We start from the raw sequence: 18,740 nt of genomic DNA, 5'->3' as shown, positions 1-18,740 counted from the left end.
CTCCAAGTATCCATCTATATAAATTGCATCAGGCGCATGTTATTCACATTTCATTTAAAATGTAAAATATTTCCACCACAAAAAATTATCGATTGTAGCAATTTCGCTTTAAAAAAGTCAATTTTGAATGAATTAATGAGCAAAAACTTACTTTTCCTCGAGCCGTTCGGGTTGAGGAGGAATAAACTCTGTTCTGATTTCTTATCCGAAACTGACGTTATTTTAACATTCAAGTTACACCAATAAACGAAACACTGCTTAGGGTCTATGGGCATTTCACTAGATTGAGCCAAGATAATAGAAAGGTCAATAGACCCTATTTACTTTGTAACAACAATTCCTGTGCATGAGAACGAGTTTGTTCTGTAACCTTTAATCCTCCGAGCATACGTGCTATTTCATTTATTTTTTCAGCAGACTGCAGCAAGGAAATACGTGTAAATGTTTGCGTACTGTCACTTTGTTTTTCGACCATAAAATGGTTATGCGCCGAAGCCGCAACCTGTGGTTGGTGAGTAACACAAAATACCTGTAGACGCTCGCCTAATTTGCGTAACATCTGACCGACAAGAGCCGCGGTAGCCCCACCAATGCCGACATCTACCTCATCAAATAATAAGGTGGGCGTTGAGCCTTGTTGGGCGGTAATCATTTGGATAGCTAACCCAATGCGTGATAGCTCTCCCCCAGAAGCAATTTTACTGAGTGAATCAGGTTGCATGCCAGGGTTGGTGCATACTTTATATTCGACTTTGTCCAAGCCATGAGCATGCATCTTATCTAGTGGCGATAATTCAATCTCGACCCAACCTTTAGGCATGCCCAGTTTTTGAATACTGTCCGTAATTTCTTTAGCTAATTTGCTGGCCTGCTCCTGTCGTGCCTCCCTCAACTTTAGAGCAGCAAGTTCATATGTCGCCACTACGTGCCGATATTGCTGCTGTAAATCCGCTAATTTCCCTTCACTATCTTGAAGGCTTTCTAATTCTTTTTGCAGCTGCTGTGTATAGGTTGGCAATTGGCTACTATCAATATGGTATTTTCGTGCCAATTGATGAATTGCGCTCATGCGGGTTTCTATTTGATGTAGGCGTTCCGGATCAAGATGAATACGTTCAGCAAATTGCTGCATTTCAGCAATAGCCTCTTCACATTGAATCAGTGCACCATTAATTAACTCATGGGTATTTTTGATTTGTGCTTGTTCTTGTGGTAATTGATTAATCAAGTGCAAGATTTGGCTTAAACTAGTGCAAATATTCGGCTCGTCTTCAGCATTTAATAAGCCATGCACGAGCTGACTATGTTGTAAATAATCCTTAGCATGATGCAACATTTGATGTTCTTGATATAAAGCATCTATTTCTCGCTCCTGAAGATTAAGCGCGGAAAGTTCTTCAATTTGAAATTGCAATAATTCAATGCGGTCAGCAGCTTGTTCCTGACTTTGCAGAACATCAATTTCCTGTTGGATCTTTTGGCATTGTTTATAAAGACGCGCGACCTCATCCAATAAAGATTGATTCTTGGCATACTGATCCAATTGTTGACGATGTGTTGCATGCTGCATTAACGCTTGATGCTGGTGTTGGCCATGAATATGTACCAATTTTTCGCTTAATTCTTTTATTTTTTGCAATGGGAATGGTTGACCATTGATGTATGATTTGGAACGGCCTTCGACATAAATAACTCGGCGCAAATAAATTTCGCCATCATCACAGGCTATGTCTTGCTCCGCTAACCATTGTGCCGGTTCTGAATCCTGATGCACATAAAAGCCGGCGGTGATGTCGCATTTTTCCTGGCCAGGGCGAATAACGGATGCATCCGTCCTATCTCCCAATGCCAACATTAAGGCATCGATCATAATCGATTTACCGGCACCAGTTTCGCCAGTAAAGGCAGTCATTCCCTGAGTAAAATCTAATTCCAATTGGTGTACAATTGCAAATTGTTCAATGCACAGAGTTGTGAGCATGATTTATCCCTGATGTTTGGATTCCCAACCGAGCTTAGAGCGTAATGTATCATAATAATGATAATCAAGGGGATGCAATAATCGTAATTGATGACTGTCTTTTTGAATCGCCACTTTTTGACCAGGCTTTACCATCCGTGATTCATGACCATCACAACTGACACACAGATCCGCTTCATTACATTGATTAATATGCATCTCAATTTTTGCTTCACCATCAATAACCAAAGGGCGCGAACTTAAACTATGGGAAAACATAGGCACTAAAACAATGGCGTTCAGTTGTGGGTGCATAATCGGACCACCTGCAGATAAAGCGTAGGCGGTTGAGCCGGTAGGAGTCGATAAAATCATCCCATCAGAACGATAATGACTGACGAGTTGCTCATTGATGTATACAGAAAACTCGATCAAATGTGTCTCATTACCGCGCGATAAAACCACATCATTAACTGCATCCCCCTCAAAATAGGTGGTCGTTTCATCATAAATACGTGTGTGTAAGAGAAAACGTTTTTCTTCGGTGTATTGCCCAGCTAAAACAGCACTAAGCTGAGTTTCAATATCATGTGGTAAAATGTCAGTTAAGAACCCTAAACGTCCACGGTTAATCCCAATCACCGGCGTATTTACTTTGGTTGCCATTCGCGCAGCAGAAATCAAACTGCCGTCACCGCCGATAACAATAATCAAATCATTTTTTTCGCCCATCTCATTTTTCGTTAAGACAGGCAATTGCACATCAAACCCCAGCAAAGTATCAACATCTTGATACACTTTGATGTTTTGTTTTTCCAAAAACTCAACCAAGCGGTGTAAACTTTCGTTTATCCCTTGGTTCGCCCGGTGTTGACGTGCATACAAAATGACACGTTTAAATTTACTCGTCACTATTCGCTCGTGATGCTTTTTTACGTTCATGTTCTTTTAATGCTTTTTTACGGATGCGAATCGATTCAGGCGTTACTTCAACCAATTCATCGTCATCAATAAACTCTAATGCCTGTTCCAAGGTTAATTTAATTGGCGGCGTTAAAATAATGTTTTCATCAGTACCAGAAGCACGCATATTCGTTAATTGTTTCTCTTTGGTAACGTTCACGACTAGATCATTATCACGTGCATGAATACCAACAACCATACCCTCATAACAAACCGTTTGCGGCTCAACAAATAAACGACCACGATCCTGTAAATTAAACAGGGCAAATCCACGGGCAATACCCTGACAATTAGAAATTAATACACCATTAGCGCGTTTACCAATGCGCCCTTTAATTGCTGGACCATAATGATCGTAAACATGGTACATCAAACCGGTACCGGACGTTGAGGATAAAAATTCGTTATGGAAGCCAATCAAACCTCGCGTAGGAACAATATAATCCAGACGTACCCGTCCTTTGCCATCGGGAACCATATCTTGCATCTCACCACGGCGCTCACCCAATTTCTCCATAATACTACCCTGATGATTTTCTTCGACATCTACAGTCAAACGCTCATAAGGCTCTTGCTGTTCGCCATCAATTTCACGAATAATCACTTCGGGCTTACTGATAGCTAGTTCATAGCCTTCACGACGCATGGTTTCAATAAGAATGGATAAATGCAATTCACCACGACCAGAAACTCTGAATTTGTCAGGATCTTCGCAGTCATCAACACGCAAGGCAACGTTATGCAATAATTCAGTATCTAAACGCTCACGAATTTTTCGTGACGTCACGAACTTACCTTCTTGACCAGCAAAAGGCGAATCATTTACCTGGAAGGTCATACTGATGGTTGGCTCATCAACAGAAAGAGCGGGCAAGCCTTCAACCATAGCCGGATCACAAACGGTATCAGATATCTTCAGTCCCTCAATCCCTGTAATCGCAACAATATTACCCGCACTCGCCTCTTCAATTTCAACACGCTCTAAGCCTTTGAAACCTAACAATTGTAATAAACGGCCAGTACGAATATTGCCGTCTTTATCGATAATTTTTACCGGCGATTTTGCTTTTATATGTCCACGACTGATGCGACCAATACCAATGGTACCAACATAAGAAGAATAATCCAAAGAACTGATTTGCATCTGGAATGGTCCTTCAGCATCTACTTTTGGCGGCTCTACTTTATCAATAATCGTTTGTAATAAAGCACTCATGTCCGTGGCTTCGTCTTCTAAATTCAATTTAGCATAACCATTTAATGCAGAGGCATAAACAACAGGGAAATCTAACTGTGCATCAGTTGCACCTAAATTATCAAATAAGTCAAATACTTGATCCATAACCCAATGCGGCCTAGCACCTGGGCGATCAATTTTATTGATGACCACAATAGGGTGTAATCCGCGCGCAAAAGCCTTTTGAGTCACAAACCGTGTTTGTGGCATAGGTCCATCGACGGCATCCACCAACAGTAATACGCTGTCGACCATGGATAAAATACGTTCTACCTCACCACCAAAGTCAGCATGTCCAGGGGTGTCAACAATATTAATTTGATGATTGTTCCAATACACACAGGTATTTTTAGCAAGAATAGTAATACCGCGTTCTTTTTCTAACGCATTAGAATCCATCATGCGTTCAACTTTAGGTGCCCGTTCATTTAGAGTGCCTGTTTGTTGCAGTAATTTGTCTACAAGTGTGGTTTTGCCATGGTCTACGTGAGCAATGATGGCAATATTGCGAATCTGATCAATCATAAATAGCCTTTAAAGGAGAAAACAGTATATTTGTTCATAGATTCGCCATTATACATGAATAGATGGCTAAAACCTATTGGCTTCTTAAGAATATATTCGCGGTTAGTCCCATCTTTCGCGACATAATTCATCAATAAATGGAAAATTTGGGCTTATCCATTAAGTAACAAATAAAATAACTCATGCGGCACTTTACTTATCGCCCCAAATCAAAGCACTTAAAAAACGAAGTGGCCTAGTAAAACGCCAAGATGTACTAGAACACAGAGCACCAATCATTTGTGTTAAGGCAATAATGTGTTTTTGTTGTTCCATGAGCGTTGTATTGGACTTGGTGAGCTGTTCATTAAGTACCGCTATTTCACTTGCCTGCTTAAGACAAAGTTGATTGACATGCAAATTAACTATTGAATTTTCAATCTGAAATGAAAAGAGCCTCAGTCTTGTTTTTTTGCAACCAGGCAAAGCCTGGTGAAAAGAGCATAAAAGTATCACTTACTAGAACGTTCTCGTATAATGGGCAAGCCCCTTGGCTATGCAGCTTGCATCATCACCTAAAAGCGAACATATTTAGAGCGTTAAAACCCGTGAACAACGAACACCAAGTGCTCCTCCTTTAAGATTGGCGTCAGCATAGCTGTTGGTGGGAGTTGGAAAGCGGAAAAAATAATACCATGCGCCATTCGAGGGCCATGTAGCCGGTTCAGTAGAACTCCAGTAACAACCGTCAGGGAAGCCACTACAAGAACCTTGAGCAACAAGCGCAATGGCAACATTCGGCGTTGCCGGATTGGCAATCAAACTGGCATAAATATTTTGTTGGTTGGATGGGCAGGACATACCACTAAGGCCATTACACCCTAGCTCAAAAATCGCCGGCAAATACCAATTGCTATAGCAGGTACTGCTATTACAAGGCGAATTTCCTGCAGAATCGATAGTATATTGACCACACACTCCAGCAGCATAATAAGCTAAATTAATGGCCGGTGTTGTGGTTGGCGGTGAGTAATAAGCAATGATGTTTGTCATAGCACAAGCACCATCTGTTCCACCATTACAGTTCGCTTGACCAGGAACTAGTGTTGCAGGCTCCACTGAACTCGCATTAGGGCTTGGACTCGACGTAGTAGACATCTCATCAATGCCCCAAATGCTCACGCCATAATCATACGCCCCCATATTGTCGGAACTCCAAATAGTCCCAGTAGATGACTGGCTAGTCAAGGCAGTTACCGTGCCACCAATACTACCAGTATTAGGTGTAGTATCATCAATAGCATAAATATAGCCTTCTTGGTAAATACAACCATAACCTAGGATCACCACATTAGTCTGAGCCATAACGGAGCCATACTCGCTAACGCTGATTACCTGAGGCGTTGGTGCAACTCCAGTGGTACATGCCACATTGCCCGCCCCTGATGTTCCTGTAGCGCCAGGAGTTATCGTAATCGTACACGAAGCACCTACATCAAGAGTACTACCACAGGTTGATGTAGCTGAAGTGCCTGTTGGCCAGGAAGGGTAATTAACGCTCACTCCGGTTGCCGAGATATTTCCGTTATTGGTGATCGTAATTTGTCGAGGCGTTCCAGTTAAGGCTGCACTCAAAGAAAGATCACGTACAGACAGCAACAAATCGCTGACGCTGGCCGTCAACGGTGAGACAGTATGCGGTGAGACAGTAACCGCTAAACTATCTGCTTGGCCAGGATGATAGCATTGATTCGGATTAATTGTCCCATCAAGATTAGCCTGACAAAGCGTAGGTCCGCCCGATAGGCCACTAGCAGGCAAGGCACTGCCAGTAATGGTTAACGTCAACGTACAAGTCGAATTTGCAGAGTCTTTGGGACCAACAAAACACGGACCGGCTTGACTAATCCCAGGTTGCGCTTTAATCGCCAAATTACGTGGTCTTAAGGTATTATTGCTGACCGTGTATTTCACCGTGGCCGTACCAGCAGTATTGACGGCCACTACAGGTGGAAAATGGGCATTTGGCGTAAAACGCCATAAAGGAGTACCCGCTTGCACGGCCGTAATAAAACATAAACTACTTAAACCTGTACCTAGTTTTGGCATTAAATGCGCTAATGTCATGAGGTGTCCTTACATTTAATTCAGTGATAACATCGTTTAGTTGCTTCTAACTCATAGTGACTCTGCATGCTCCATCCTTAGAGCAAAAATACTAGTCCATTTAATGACTTAATTTTTTAGCCGTGCATCGATTCTATTCGCATCGATTTAATTCTTTTCCTGATAATAAAGCAATAAAAACAGTAAAATAAATTCTTCCTGAATACAAAATAAGTACCCACTTTATACAGAAATACATATCCTTTGCTAGACTCATAGTGAAAGACTTAAAAAAAGAGGTGGTTATGAAACAATTAATCTTACATCCCACCGATATTTGCCAATGGCATGCTTTAGTCAATGAGGCTCAAGCAACAACACGGCTTATTTTGAGTGAGAATACAGAGAGTTATTTAGTCTTTTTATTAATGCGTTTTTCTCAAGGGCCTAAATTAATTGAATCAATAGTAGCTCTAGATTTTTTAGAATCCATGCATCGCCCCCGCCCATTACAAGTACAGTTCATGCGTGATGTAGGGGATAAAAGCTTACTTTTCTGTGGCCTATTTCCTGGAATTGCAGAACGACGCCACGTCAGTATCGATTATTTTTTTGACTTGGGACAAGCTGCCTATTTAACCGTGGGCGAATTAGAAGAAAAACAATCGGCCAGTTTGTATTTTCAATTAAGTGAACAATTTGCCACTTTGCAACAAATATTGCAGGCTATGCGCGGAGAATATCTGCAGCTGAATCAGGTTGATTACCAACTGCTGTCTTCACTAAAACGTACCCTACAGTAACGCGCACAACTTATTAGTGCATCCCCATCGCAGGACGACTGCCATTAAGTTAAGGAAATCTGTCATTCCCGCGCGGCATTGTTGCGTGGACGACAGGCTCTGAGACATTTGAAGCATAAAATCCTTAACTTAATGGCAGTGATCGCAGGACTAGGGGGATGCACACCATCATCATTTACGAAATAACAGGGTCACATCAATCGGGTCGAAAAGATATTCTTTACTACAAAAATCACAGCGAATATCAATTTGCCCCTGTTCTTCAATTAATCCTTGTGCCTCTGCTTCACCTAACACAGTAATCACCTGTTTCATTTTTTCCTGACTGCAGCGGCATTTAAATTGTGTTTTACGGCCATCAAAAATCCTGACTTCAGTCTCATTATAAAGACGATAAAGCAAAGTTTGATTATCTAAGGTCAATAACTCATCTTCACTCACCGTTTGCCCCAACTGTACTGCATACTCCCAAAACTGTTCGCGATGAGTAGAATCTTGCCCAGGCATCAATTGCAGCAACATTCCCGCCGCAGCCGTATCATTAACTGCCAACCACACGCGCGTGGAAATTTGCTCCGATTGCGCAAAATAATTCATCAAGTTTTCACTCATCGAGGTAGCTTGAATAGGCACGGTACTTTGATAAGAGCTGGTTTGATTGTATTGATTAATAGTCATTACCATTTGCCCAGTAAGAAAAGCGGTGGCGTAATCAATGGTTTCGAGATTGTCGGCAAATTGCGCAAAGCCTCTGACATTAAGCTCGTGGTCGCATTGTACTAATAATAATGGCAGACGATGATCGCCTTGAAATTGTAAATTTAAACTCCCTTCAAATTTAATACTGGATGCTAATAATAAACAAGAAACCAGCGCTTCACCCAATAAATTTTTCACCATGGGTGGGTAATTACGCTGCGCCATAATGGTTTGATAGGTTTTTTCAATATGCACAATTTCACCACGAATATTGGCATGTTCAAAAATAAATCGCTGCAGGATATCAACTTCTTTCATAACAAACTCTTACGATAAATATGCCTTATTCTACCATACTTTTTTCTTATCGCTTCTGGAGAAATTAATATCTTGAACTATACTTAAAACACTCCCCCGAAAAATATTGAGGAAACATCATGATAAACAAAGATCAGCTTAATCCCTTAATCAAAACCTTAGACAAAGTGATTCTAGGAATTGAAGAACCTCAGGAAACTGACAAAAAGCTTGAATTCATTGAAATTGATACCGAAGAAGAGTTTGACGTAAAACGTTCTATCAATTAATGGTTGATTCGTAATACCAGAGAGGCAATAATTCGCTCTTTTCCTGAGCGAGAACTAGATATGCTAAACAGCCACCAAAAGGCAGCCGTACATTACATAGACGGGCCGTTATTAGTTCTTGCTGGCGCAGGAAGCGGTAAAACACGAGTAATCACGCAAAAAATAGGCTATTTGATTAATACCTGCGGTTATGCTGCAAGTAGTGTATGCGCAGTAACATTTACCAACAAGGCAGCCAATGAAATGCGGGCTCGCGTGGCCGCAGTTCTTCCTGCTGCCAATCGTCGTGGTTTAAAAATCGCCACGTTCCATACACTAGGCTTGAGCATGATCAAACGTGATCTGGCTTTATGCGAGTTAAAAAAAGGGTTTTCTATTTTTGACAGTGAAGACTGCGTGCAAATTTTACGCGGTTTTTTACCCGCGAATAAAGCAACGGAACGTGATTTTCTCTTACAAATTCAACAACGTATTTCCCGCTGGAAAAATGATCTGTTAACGCCAGAACAAGTCTTTCGCAATCCGCCTGATGCACCATTATATGAAGAGGCAGCCTTACTCTATCCACGCTACCAACAGGCCTTAAAAGCATATAATGCAGTTGATTTTGATGATTTGATTCGTCTGCCCGTTACGTTGTTACAAGAACATCCTGCGGTATTGGAATATTGGCAAAATAAAATTCGTCATTTACTAGTGGATGAATACCAAGATTCCAACACCAGCCAATACCTGTTTGTAAAATTACTCACGGGAGTACGAGCGCATTTTACTGTGGTCGGCGATGATGATCAGTCAATTTATGCCTGGCGTGGCGCAAAACCAGAAAATTTAAATCAATTGCAAGCCGATTATCCGCACTTAAAAATCATCAAATTAGAACAAAATTACCGTTCAACGAATATTATTTTACATGCTGCAAACCATCTAATTGCCAATAACCAACATTTGTTTGATAAGAAACTATGGAGTGAATTGGGTCAGGGGGATTTATTACGTGTGTTGCGTTGTAAAGATGAACAAGATGAAGCCGAACAAGTGGTTACCGATATGATCAGTCATAAAATGCGCACCCGCACCGAATATGGTGACTATGCCATTCTCTACCGTGGCAATCATCAATCGCGAATCTTTGAAAAAGTACTGCGCCATTATGGGATTCCTTATAAAATCAGTGGCAGTCAATCATGGTTTGCTAAAGCCGAAGTCAAAGATGCCTTTGCCTATTTAAAACTGCTTTGTAATGAAACGGATGATGCCGCATTTCTCCGCGTAATTAATACGCCCAAACGCGGTATTGGCGAATCCAGCCTTGATGCCTTGGGCCATTATGCACAAGGCCGCGGAATCAGTCTTTATGCCGGAGCAGATCATCTTGCCTTAACAGACGCCATTGCCGATAAACCACGTAAAGCCTTATTGCAGTTTAAATACTGGATCGAAGTAATTAAAAAACGTATAGCTACAGGCTCAATAGTAGAACATTTAAAACAAATGATTGAGGACAGTGGTTATGAAGCACATATTTACGAACAATGCGATACACCAGCCAAAGCACAAAAAAGAATGGATAATGTCTGGGAACTTATCGAGTGGGTTGGCCGTTTACTGGCAAAAAAACCCGAACATACCTTAGCCGATGTCATTAATAAATTGATCTTAATTGACATTTTAGAACAGTCTGATGAACAAGATACGGAGTCATTACAACTCATGACCTTACATGCGTCAAAAGGATTAGAGTTTCCGTATGTATATCTGGTTGGCATGGAAGAAGAATTGTTGCCTCATCGGGTTAGTATTGATGACGATCAAATTGAAGAGGAACGACGCTTGGCGTATGTTGGCATTACCCGTGCCCAAAAAGGGCTTTGTTTTACCTTAGCCAATCAACGACGTCGTGGTGGGGAAATGCAAGATTGCTTACCGAGCCGATTCCTAGAAGAATTGCCGCCTAATCATTTGGAATGGTTTGGTAAAAATGTCGAGCGTTGTGAAGAACGCTCGAAGAATTTAGCCAAGTCTCATTTAGCTGGCTTGAAGAATATGTTGAGCGATTCTTGACGCAGGATCTAACCATCGCATGAATTTAAATGAAATCAGTTTCCTTTTTTATGTATGATTTAAAAATCAGCGGGTTATTTTTTCATTCTTCTGTCAAAAATAGACCTCTGCAAAGAAGACTCTCTCCGCATTGTATTTTCCTAATCAACATGACATTATCAATTTAACCTATTCGTGAGATGGAACTAATAAACAAAACAAGGAGTTCAAATGAAAAAATATTGTCTAGGTCTCTTTGCCGTCGCATCAATGCAACTATTCACGTCATTGCCCGGCCATGCGTGCACAGATTTTCGCTTAAAAGCGCAAGATGGTACTTTACTAATTACCCGCAGCATGGAGTTTGGACAAGATTTGAAATCAAACCTTCGCAGCTCGCCTCGAGGTAGACAGTTCTCCAGTATGGCTCCCAATGGCAAACCGGGCCTAAACTGGAAGGCAAAGTATGGTTATCTTTATCTTGATGGTTTTGGGGTAAATGCAAGCTTTGATGGGATGAATGAGCACGGTTTATCTTTTGAATATTTATATCTGCCCGGTGAAACCCAATATCAAAGTGCTCCCGAAGGCAAAGAAGCACAAGCACTTTCGTACTTTATGTTTGGCGACTGGGTATTAAGTAACTTCAAAACGATTGATGAAGTAAAACAGGCTCTTCTCGGCATTTATGTGGTACAACAGCTGCTTCCTCAACTGGGTGAGGCGATACTTCCTGCTCATGCTTCCATTTATGATGCCAGTGGCAAGGGAATAGTGGTTGAATTTTATAATAACCAAATTAATGTCGATGAAAATATAGGTATCATGACTAACTCGCCTAAATATAATTGGCAAGTAACTAATTTGCGTAATTATTTAAATCTCTCTGCAACAAATGCCAACCCCATTACCCAAAATGGAATCACCTATCCTGCAACTGGCCAGGGCTCTGGTGCAATAGGCCTTCCGGGTGATGCCTCGCCTCCTTCACGCTTTGTAAAAACAGCGTTTATGGTTCATAACGTAGATCCTGCCAACAACAGCACTGATTTACTGAATCTGGCTCAGCATATTATTAATAATGTAGACTTGCCTGCTGGTTATGTGCGCGCCATAGAGAATGGCAAAACACTAAGCGATACAACAGAATGGGTGGTGTTTAAAGATATTAGCCATAAGATATTTTATTATCGTACTTATAATGACATGACTTTACGCTCTATTGACATGGCCAAAATTGATTTTTCGGAAGGAGCAACCCCCTTAAAAATGCCGCTGGTTATGCCTCCTTACGTGATGGACGTAACAGGACAACTTTTAAAGACCAAAGGATAAAATGAACCTAAAAAACGTTACTAAAAGCTTAAGGGGCTTATTGGCAACAGCCAGCATGGCATCATCAGCCGCCGATTCAGTGCAAATGGATGTTGCACCGTACCTTTGGGCCACCAGTATGCATGGTCAAGTTCAGGTAGGGCCTGAGCGTGTTTCTGTTTCTCAATCATTTGCTGATCTGATGAAACATTTTCAAGGTGGAGGCATGCTCTTTGTCAATATTCATAAAAATAAATGGGGATTATTTGGCAATGCCTTGTATTCCGTTTTGAAGGATAATAATACTCTTCATACGATACCTGTCGGCGCACGTAATAATTTTGGCATTTTTAGCGGCGGCCTTTCTTATGCCTTAATTAATAAACCGGTTTTTGATGCTCAAAGCCCTGCATTAACTTTAGAGTTATTCGCCGGAGCAAGATTTACTTTAAATGATACTAAAATAAGTTTGGGGCCTTTTACTTTTAAAGATAATCAATCCTGGACTGACCCCATCGCAGGGGCTCGTTTGACTATCCCTTTAAAGCCACGATTGCATTTTATCATCTCTGGTGACGCTGGTGGCGCTAATTCTCATTATAGTTATGACGCCCAGACTTACTTTGGTTATCAGACAATCAAACCAGTGCTATTTAATAATATGACTTTATATTTAGGCTATCGCTTCTTGCATCAGCGTTTTGCCTCTGGAAGCGGATTAAGATACTACCTGTGGGATATGGATATCAGCGGCCCCGTTCTCGGTTTTAAAACCGTTTTTGAATAAAGAATAGGCCATTGGGTCTTGGCCCAACAACAAAGTGCACTCGATAAGAAAAAATACCGTCTTTGCAAATAAATACATTCAATAAATCTACTGATATACTGAATTGATGAATAAGAATATTATCCTCCTCATTGTTTCTTTTGCCATGTTTATGGAGGCGGTAGATACCACCATTATCAATACTGCTATTCCAGTCATGGCCCATAGCTTACATGTCAACCCAATTGATCTGAAATTAGCCTTAATTAGCTATCTGCTAAGTTTGGCAATTTTTATCCCCATCAGCGGTTGGATTGCCGATCGGTTTGGGGTCAAAAAAGTATTCATCATTGCTGTGTGCGTATTTACTTTAAGCTCAATTTGGTGTGGTTTTACCCACAGTTTAAGGGAGTTAATTTGCGCGCGCATCATACAAGGCTTAGGTGGCTCATTAACCATGCCTGTAGGCCGCCTCATTATTTTGCGTACCTGTGAACGGCACGAACTCATCACCAAAATGAGTCTGGTAGTGATGGTTGCCTCATTAGGAATGATGCTTGGCCCCTTGTTAGGCGGAGTCATCACCCACAATTTTTCTTGGCGCTGGATATTTTGGGTCAACGTTCCTGTTGGCATTTTGGCCGCGCTATTCTCCATCAAACGCTTTCCCCCCATGCCTCCCCGGCCCGTGCCACCCCTGGATAAATTGGGCTTTGTTCTTTTTGGCGCTGGCTTGGCACTCTTAACCTTCGGCTTATCCATGCTCAGTGAATCAGATATCCGCATGACGCGCTCGCTGACGATGCTGATGCTTGCAACTTTATTATTACTTGCCTATGCACAGCATTCTCGTAAGCGCAAACACCCCATCATAAAAGTAGAACTACTGCGCAGTCGCACGTTTTGTGTGTCAGTGATTAGTAACTTATTTGCTCGCTTAAGCTTCGGCGGGACACCTTTTTTATTACCGCTACTGCTGCAAATTGGCCTAGGCTACTCCTCACAACTTTCCGGCTTTTTACTTGCGCCGGTTGCGGTGGGCGTGTTTTTAATAAAACCATTATCCGTTTACATCTTGCGCTGGTTTGGTTATAAAAAATTATTAATTTTAAATACCATCTTAGTCAGTATTTCTTTATGGTCTTTTTGTTTGATTAACGCCGCATCAACAGTATATGGTATTAGCCTCTTAACTTTTATTTATGGATTTTTAATTTCCCTCCAATATACAGGGATGAACTCTTTAGCTTATGCCAATGTCACGGAACAAGACATGAGTGCGGCAACTAGCATCATGAGTACGATCCAACAATTAGCTCAAAGTTTTGGCGTAGCGGTTTCTGCAATACTCCTCAGTGTCTTTTCAAGCCATCATCTTTTATCGGTCAAAATCTTCCATCAAACCTTTTTAATGCTTGGTGTGCTCACCCTATTATCCGGGCCAATTTTTCTGTCATTGCAAAAAGAAGATGGGGACGAATTAATTAAACCGCAAATATGAATTTGTGAATGATTAGAAATTTTGGCAAAAATCATCTATGATGTATGCGCATTATGTGTGTTTTGCCATTAAATTGAAAATATTAAAAATATTTAATAAAAAAACAGCACAATTGATAAAATAATGCTACAATGCTCTGGTAACAATTTAGGAAATTAACATGTCAGATAAAATACGCGGTACAGTAAAGTGGTTCAATGAGTCCAAAGGTTTCGGTTTTTTAGAAAGTGGCGGTAAAGATTATTTTGTACATTTCAGTGCAATCCAAGGCAGTGGTTTCAAAACTCTTGCTGAAGGCGCAACTGTAATGTTCAAAGCAAGCAATGGCCAAAAAGGTCCTCAAGCTGAAGAAGTTGAAGTAGTCTAAATCATATTTACTCGCACCCCGTTCATTTCAGAATATTGCATTCTGGCGTGAACGGGGTGTTTTATTTTGTGCCTTTCTTTAGTTTTATTACCTGTTTTTCTAAAAAAAGTAGATCCTCGGCAAATTATGAGTAGAATGTATTTTCTGTTCTAATTAAAAACTACAAGGATCCGTATATTATGAGCAAAAAAATTGCCGTTATTGTTGGAAGCTTACGCAAAGAATCTCTAAATAGAAAAATGGCCCATGCCTTAATGGCCTTAGCGCCCTCCTCGCTTGCTTTACAAATTATTGAAATTGGCAACTTACCCTTATATAACCAAGATTTTGATGACGAAGGTCGTGTTCCAGAAGCATGGACTCACTTTCGCGAACAAATGAAGTCCTGTGATGGTGTTGTCTTTGTTACTCCAGAATATAATCGGTCAATTCCCGGAGTATTAAAAAATGCCATTGATGTCGGTTCCCGTCCTTATGGGCAAAGCATCTGGAGCAAAAAACCAGGCGCCATCATCAGTGTCTCTCCTGGTGCCATTGGTGGCTTTGGGGCAAACCAACATTTACGCCAAACTTTTGTATTTTTAGATATTCCAGCCTTACAGCAACCAGAAGCCTATATAGGCAACGCCGGAAATTTATTTAATGCGCAAGACGAACTGGCCAGTGAAGATACAAAAAAATTCCTACGCAATTTTATCGAAACATACGCCAATTGGGTCGCACTCAATACGCAACAATAACATTGTCTCAACGCCATCACTAGATCAAGCTCGTATTTGTATACTCTTTCGTAATAGAGGAGAGCTTGACCTAATGATGAAATATCAACTTGTAATCCAATATGCTTGAAAGTTAATTCATCAGCTTAACTTTTCTAAGTTATGTTATGTGTGTATTTTACGCAATAGTTAACTTTTAAAATTGCCATCCAGTTATTGGTACGTTATTTCGCGGGATTGCTACTGATTAAATCATCAAAATCATCGTCTGCATTTGATAAAAATTTATCCTCATGATCAATTACAAAACCAGCAAAAATACGAATGATGCGATCATCTATTGTTTCAGGATAATGTACCGACACACTCCACGTTTTATTACTAACATTACGATCCAAATCTGCAATAAAATGAAGATTATTGCTTGATGCCAAAATCACAAATCGATCGAAACTTGGATTTGCATAAGCAACACCAATTGCAGTAGCCTTTCCTGCATCATCATATTCATAAATTGTAAATTTTGCAGATTCAGTTGTTGCTAAATTTCCATCAATAAAACCTATTCGTACACCACGAGTATCATAAATATCGATTTCTTTAGCCCAATGGTACAAAGAGCCTCAAATGCATTAAGGATTTATTAAGTGCTTCACATAATACAACGACTTTTCAGGGCAAGCGCATAAGAAAACGAATACCCGATAACATTTATAAAAATAAATACCGAATAACCGATGTCAAACTTTAAAGATGGAGAACCCTGTCAAATAACATTAGAATCCGGTGAAACTCAAGAATTTGCTCTAATTATTTTCGCTGACGAGCAGTTACGCCTAACCTTCCCAACGTTCGATGCCACTGTCAATACCAAAAAGATCGAGAATTCTCCCAACACTGTAATCAATGATGTCGTCTATAGTCCGCGGTTTATTATAAAAGGCGGGCATCGCCGGACAAATGATGGCTCCTTGTTGTGTAGCCGAAACCATATTTTGCAAATGACCTAAATGCAGCGGGGATTCACGTGGCATTAATACCAATTTGCGACGTTCCTTTAACGTTACATCTGCAGCACGCCCAAGCAAATTAGAACTAATGCCATGGGCAATTTCTGCCAATGTTTTCATCGAACAGGGGGCAACAATCATACCTAAGGTTTGAAACGAGCCGCTAGCAATACTCGCGCCAATATCGTTCCAAGGATGATAGACATCAGCCAAAGCCTTCAATTCGGCCAAAGACAAATCAGTTTCATATTTACGGGTTAATTGTGCCGACTTGCTCACAATAAGATGCGTCTCAATTGAGGCTTGGCGTAACATTTCTAAAAGACGAATACCATAAATCATTCCGGATGCACCACTGATACCAACAATGATTCGCGCTGTACTCATAGGTGATTCCTCTTATATTGGCTAAGTTAAAACAGTATAATTATTCCATATAAATAAAAATAACGCACGAAAGGCCATGCTTCAAAACAAATAGGGTGGAAAATATAGGGATAAAGAGGTAAATTGCAGGGATGATAAAATAAAACGACGTGACTGAACAAGAGAGGAATAATGCAAAACACAGCTCTGACAACAGAAAATACATCACCCGTGGAATCTTTTCCTGTTGCCATTATAGTCGGTGTGTTCAATCGAGAAATAACGCAAACCTTGCAAGAGGGAACTATAGCCCAACTCGTAGCGCGTGGTTTTAACCGGCAAGACATTAGCGTATATGAAGTGCCTGGGGCAGTAGAAATCCCCTTAGTGGCAAAACGCCTGGCGATGACTGGCAGCGCCAAATCAGTTATTACCTTAGGTTCGGTTATTCGCGGCGATACCAGTCATTATGATTTAGTTTGCGATCTGGTGAGTCAAGGCTGCATGCAGGTTTCTTTAGAGTATAATATTCCGGTGATTTTTGGTGTGTTAACCACCGAAAATGAAGAGCAAGCCTGGGATAGATTAGGTGGAAAACATGGCCATAAAGGTGTTGAAGTAGCTAATGCAGCCATTTCCATGCACCAATTATTGAATCAATTACCAAAGTAACATAGGCTTAAACCTCATGACCAATCAATACGAGCAATTTGAGCAGCGGAAACAAGATCACATCAAACTGTCGTTAATGGCGGAAAATCAAACCACGGATTTAAGTACTTTAGACACGATTCATTTGGTACATGACGCCCTACCCGATCTTGATTTTTCTGAAATCATCATTGCCGGAACCCGATTTGGTAAAATAGTGAAAAAGCCGTTTCTCATCAGTTCCATGACCGCAGGACATCGTCGCGCCAAACACATTAATCGCCATCTCGTTGAAGCCTGTGCGCAAAGTGGCTGGGCAATGGGTGTGGGTTCACAACGACGCGAACTGACCGATCCGAAGGCAGCTTTTGAATGGAAACATTTACGGCGCGATTTTCCGCAAGTAAGCCTATACAGTAATTTAGGCATCGCCCAATTGATTAACACCCCACTAGCAGACATCCAGCGCTTGACTGATGCCCTGCAAGCGGATGCACTAATTATCCATTGCAATCCATTGCAAGAATGCATGCAACCTGAAGGCACAACAAATTATAAAGGCTGCTGGCAAGCCTTAGAGAATGTAGTAGAAACACTCGCCTTACCCATTATAGTCAAAGAAACGGGCTGTGGTTTTTCACGCAACACGATGATGCATTTAAATGACATAGGAATTGCTGCGATTGATATAGGTGGCTTAGGCGGTACGCACTGGGGACGAATTGAAGGACATCGTGCAACCCAGGATTCAATTCGCCATCAGGCAGCAATCACCTTTAAAAATTGGGGTATTGATACGGCAACCGCCGTACGGAATGCCGCGGCTCTAAAGCCTTCCTTTGAGATTTGGGGCTCCGGTGGAGTTCTCAACGGACTTAATGCGGCCAAGCTATTTGCCTTAGGTGCAACAACGGTAGGCTATGCCAAACCAATGCTGGAAGCTGCTTTAGAATCAGCGGAACACGTGCATACAAAAATGTTAACCATCGAATATGAATTAAAAGTTGCGATGTTTTGTACTGGCAGTCGTGTATTAGATGATTTACCACAAAAGTTATTGCCGTAATGAAGCCCTGCTGTAGAGGCAAACGCCCCATGGGGCAAATTAAGGGAAAAAAAGCCTTTTTGATATACTCCAAAACCG

General features: G+C 41.1%; 18 protein-coding genes. 10 read left to right on the top strand and 8 right to left on the bottom strand.

Going from position 1 to position 18,740, the window contains the following annotated elements:
- Positions 1-316: 316 nt before the first annotated feature.
- The 5 genes from recN to LDG_RS18725 all read right to left on the bottom strand — a co-directional run bounded on the left by recN (position 317) and on the right by LDG_RS18725 (position 6,791).
- A complete protein-coding gene (recN, locus tag LDG_RS16535) occupies positions 317-1,981 on the bottom strand; it encodes a DNA repair protein RecN (RefSeq protein ID WP_006872600.1) in 1,665 nt (554 codons plus the stop codon).
- Between the two features lie 3 nt (positions 1,982-1,984).
- Entirely contained in the window at positions 1,985-2,872 is an 888-nt protein-coding gene (locus tag LDG_RS16530) for an NAD(+) kinase (protein ID WP_006872599.1), read from the bottom strand.
- The gene (gene typA, locus LDG_RS16525; protein ID WP_006872598.1) at positions 2,862-4,685 is read right to left on the bottom strand and encodes a translational GTPase TypA; all 1,824 of its coding nucleotides are present in this window, start codon (positions 4,683-4,685) and stop codon (positions 2,862-2,864) included. The genes LDG_RS16530 and typA overlap by 11 nt, the downstream gene beginning before the upstream one ends.
- 192 nt (positions 4,686-4,877) lie before the next feature.
- Complete coding sequence (locus LDG_RS16520) at positions 4,878-5,084, bottom strand: hypothetical protein (RefSeq protein ID WP_006872597.1); 207 nt, start codon at positions 5,082-5,084, stop codon at positions 4,878-4,880.
- 171 nt (positions 5,085-5,255) lie between these two features.
- Entirely contained in the window at positions 5,256-6,791 is a 1,536-nt protein-coding gene (locus tag LDG_RS18725) for a hypothetical protein (protein ID WP_006872596.1), read from the bottom strand.
- Between the two features lie 284 nt (positions 6,792-7,075).
- On the opposite strand from LDG_RS18725, the gene LDG_RS16505 reads away from it, so the two are divergent.
- A complete protein-coding gene (locus tag LDG_RS16505; RefSeq protein WP_006872594.1) occupies positions 7,076-7,573 on the top strand; it encodes a hypothetical protein in 498 nt (165 codons plus the stop codon).
- A 171-nt stretch (positions 7,574-7,744) separates the two neighbouring features.
- Here LDG_RS16505 and hslO read toward each other — a convergent pair whose 3' ends face one another.
- A complete protein-coding gene (gene hslO / locus LDG_RS16500; RefSeq protein ID WP_006872593.1) occupies positions 7,745-8,590 on the bottom strand; it encodes an Hsp33 family molecular chaperone HslO in 846 nt (281 codons plus the stop codon).
- A 119-nt stretch (positions 8,591-8,709) separates the two neighbouring features.
- On the opposite strand from hslO, the gene LDG_RS19925 reads away from it, so the two are divergent.
- The 7 genes from LDG_RS19925 (at position 8,710) to LDG_RS16470 (ending at position 15,590) form a co-directional block, all read left to right on the top strand.
- Positions 8,710-8,859 (top strand): hypothetical protein, encoded by a 150-nt coding sequence (locus LDG_RS19925; RefSeq protein WP_006872592.1) that lies wholly within the window; start codon positions 8,710-8,712, stop codon positions 8,857-8,859.
- A gap of 60 nt (positions 8,860-8,919) precedes the next feature.
- A complete protein-coding gene (locus tag LDG_RS16495; RefSeq protein WP_040536365.1) occupies positions 8,920-10,923 on the top strand; it encodes a UvrD-helicase domain-containing protein in 2,004 nt (667 codons plus the stop codon).
- 210 nt (positions 10,924-11,133) lie between these two features.
- On the top strand, positions 11,134-12,237 hold the full coding sequence (locus LDG_RS16490) for a linear amide C-N hydrolase (protein ID WP_006872590.1): 1,104 nt from the start codon (positions 11,134-11,136) through the stop codon (positions 12,235-12,237).
- A gap of 1 nt (position 12,238) precedes the next feature.
- Positions 12,239-13,003: a hypothetical protein gene (locus tag LDG_RS16485; RefSeq protein WP_006872589.1), complete on the top strand. Its 765-nt coding sequence runs from the start codon at positions 12,239-12,241 to the stop codon at positions 13,001-13,003.
- Positions 13,004-13,109: 106 nt separating this feature from the next.
- Positions 13,110-14,483 carry an MDR family MFS transporter gene (locus tag LDG_RS16480; RefSeq protein ID WP_006872588.1) on the top strand — a complete coding sequence of 458 codons (1,374 nt, stop codon included), beginning with the start codon at positions 13,110-13,112 and terminating at the stop codon, positions 14,481-14,483.
- A gap of 160 nt (positions 14,484-14,643) precedes the next feature.
- Entirely contained in the window at positions 14,644-14,850 is a 207-nt protein-coding gene (locus LDG_RS16475) for a cold-shock protein (RefSeq protein WP_006872587.1), read from the top strand.
- A 179-nt stretch (positions 14,851-15,029) separates the two neighbouring features.
- The gene (locus tag LDG_RS16470; RefSeq protein WP_006872586.1) at positions 15,030-15,590 is read left to right on the top strand and encodes an NADPH-dependent FMN reductase; all 561 of its coding nucleotides are present in this window, start codon (positions 15,030-15,032) and stop codon (positions 15,588-15,590) included.
- Positions 15,591-15,793: 203 nt separating this feature from the next.
- Here LDG_RS16470 and LDG_RS16465 read toward each other — a convergent pair whose 3' ends face one another.
- Positions 15,794-16,186: a hypothetical protein gene (locus tag LDG_RS16465; RefSeq protein ID WP_006872585.1), complete on the bottom strand. Its 393-nt coding sequence runs from the start codon at positions 16,184-16,186 to the stop codon at positions 15,794-15,796.
- Between the two features lie 219 nt (positions 16,187-16,405).
- A complete protein-coding gene (locus LDG_RS16460; RefSeq protein ID WP_006872584.1) occupies positions 16,406-16,966 on the bottom strand; it encodes a UbiX family flavin prenyltransferase in 561 nt (186 codons plus the stop codon).
- Positions 16,967-17,137: 171 nt separating this feature from the next.
- Between LDG_RS16460 and ribH the strand changes: the two genes are divergently transcribed.
- Together ribH and fni are read left to right on the top strand one after the other, a co-directional pair.
- The gene (gene ribH / locus LDG_RS16455) at positions 17,138-17,617 is read left to right on the top strand and encodes a 6,7-dimethyl-8-ribityllumazine synthase (protein ID WP_006872583.1); all 480 of its coding nucleotides are present in this window, start codon (positions 17,138-17,140) and stop codon (positions 17,615-17,617) included.
- A gap of 16 nt (positions 17,618-17,633) precedes the next feature.
- On the top strand, positions 17,634-18,662 hold the full coding sequence (fni, locus tag LDG_RS16450) for a type 2 isopentenyl-diphosphate Delta-isomerase (RefSeq protein WP_006872582.1): 1,029 nt from the start codon (positions 17,634-17,636) through the stop codon (positions 18,660-18,662).
- Positions 18,663-18,740: the final 78 nt, after the last annotated feature.

The sequence above is a fragment of the Legionella drancourtii LLAP12 genome (assembly GCF_000162755.2).
In the GTDB taxonomy this organism is placed as follows: domain Bacteria; phylum Pseudomonadota; class Gammaproteobacteria; order Legionellales; family Legionellaceae; genus Legionella; species Legionella drancourtii.
The sequence above is the reverse complement of the archived record's forward strand: the minus strand, read 5'-3'. Positions and strand labels throughout refer to the sequence as shown.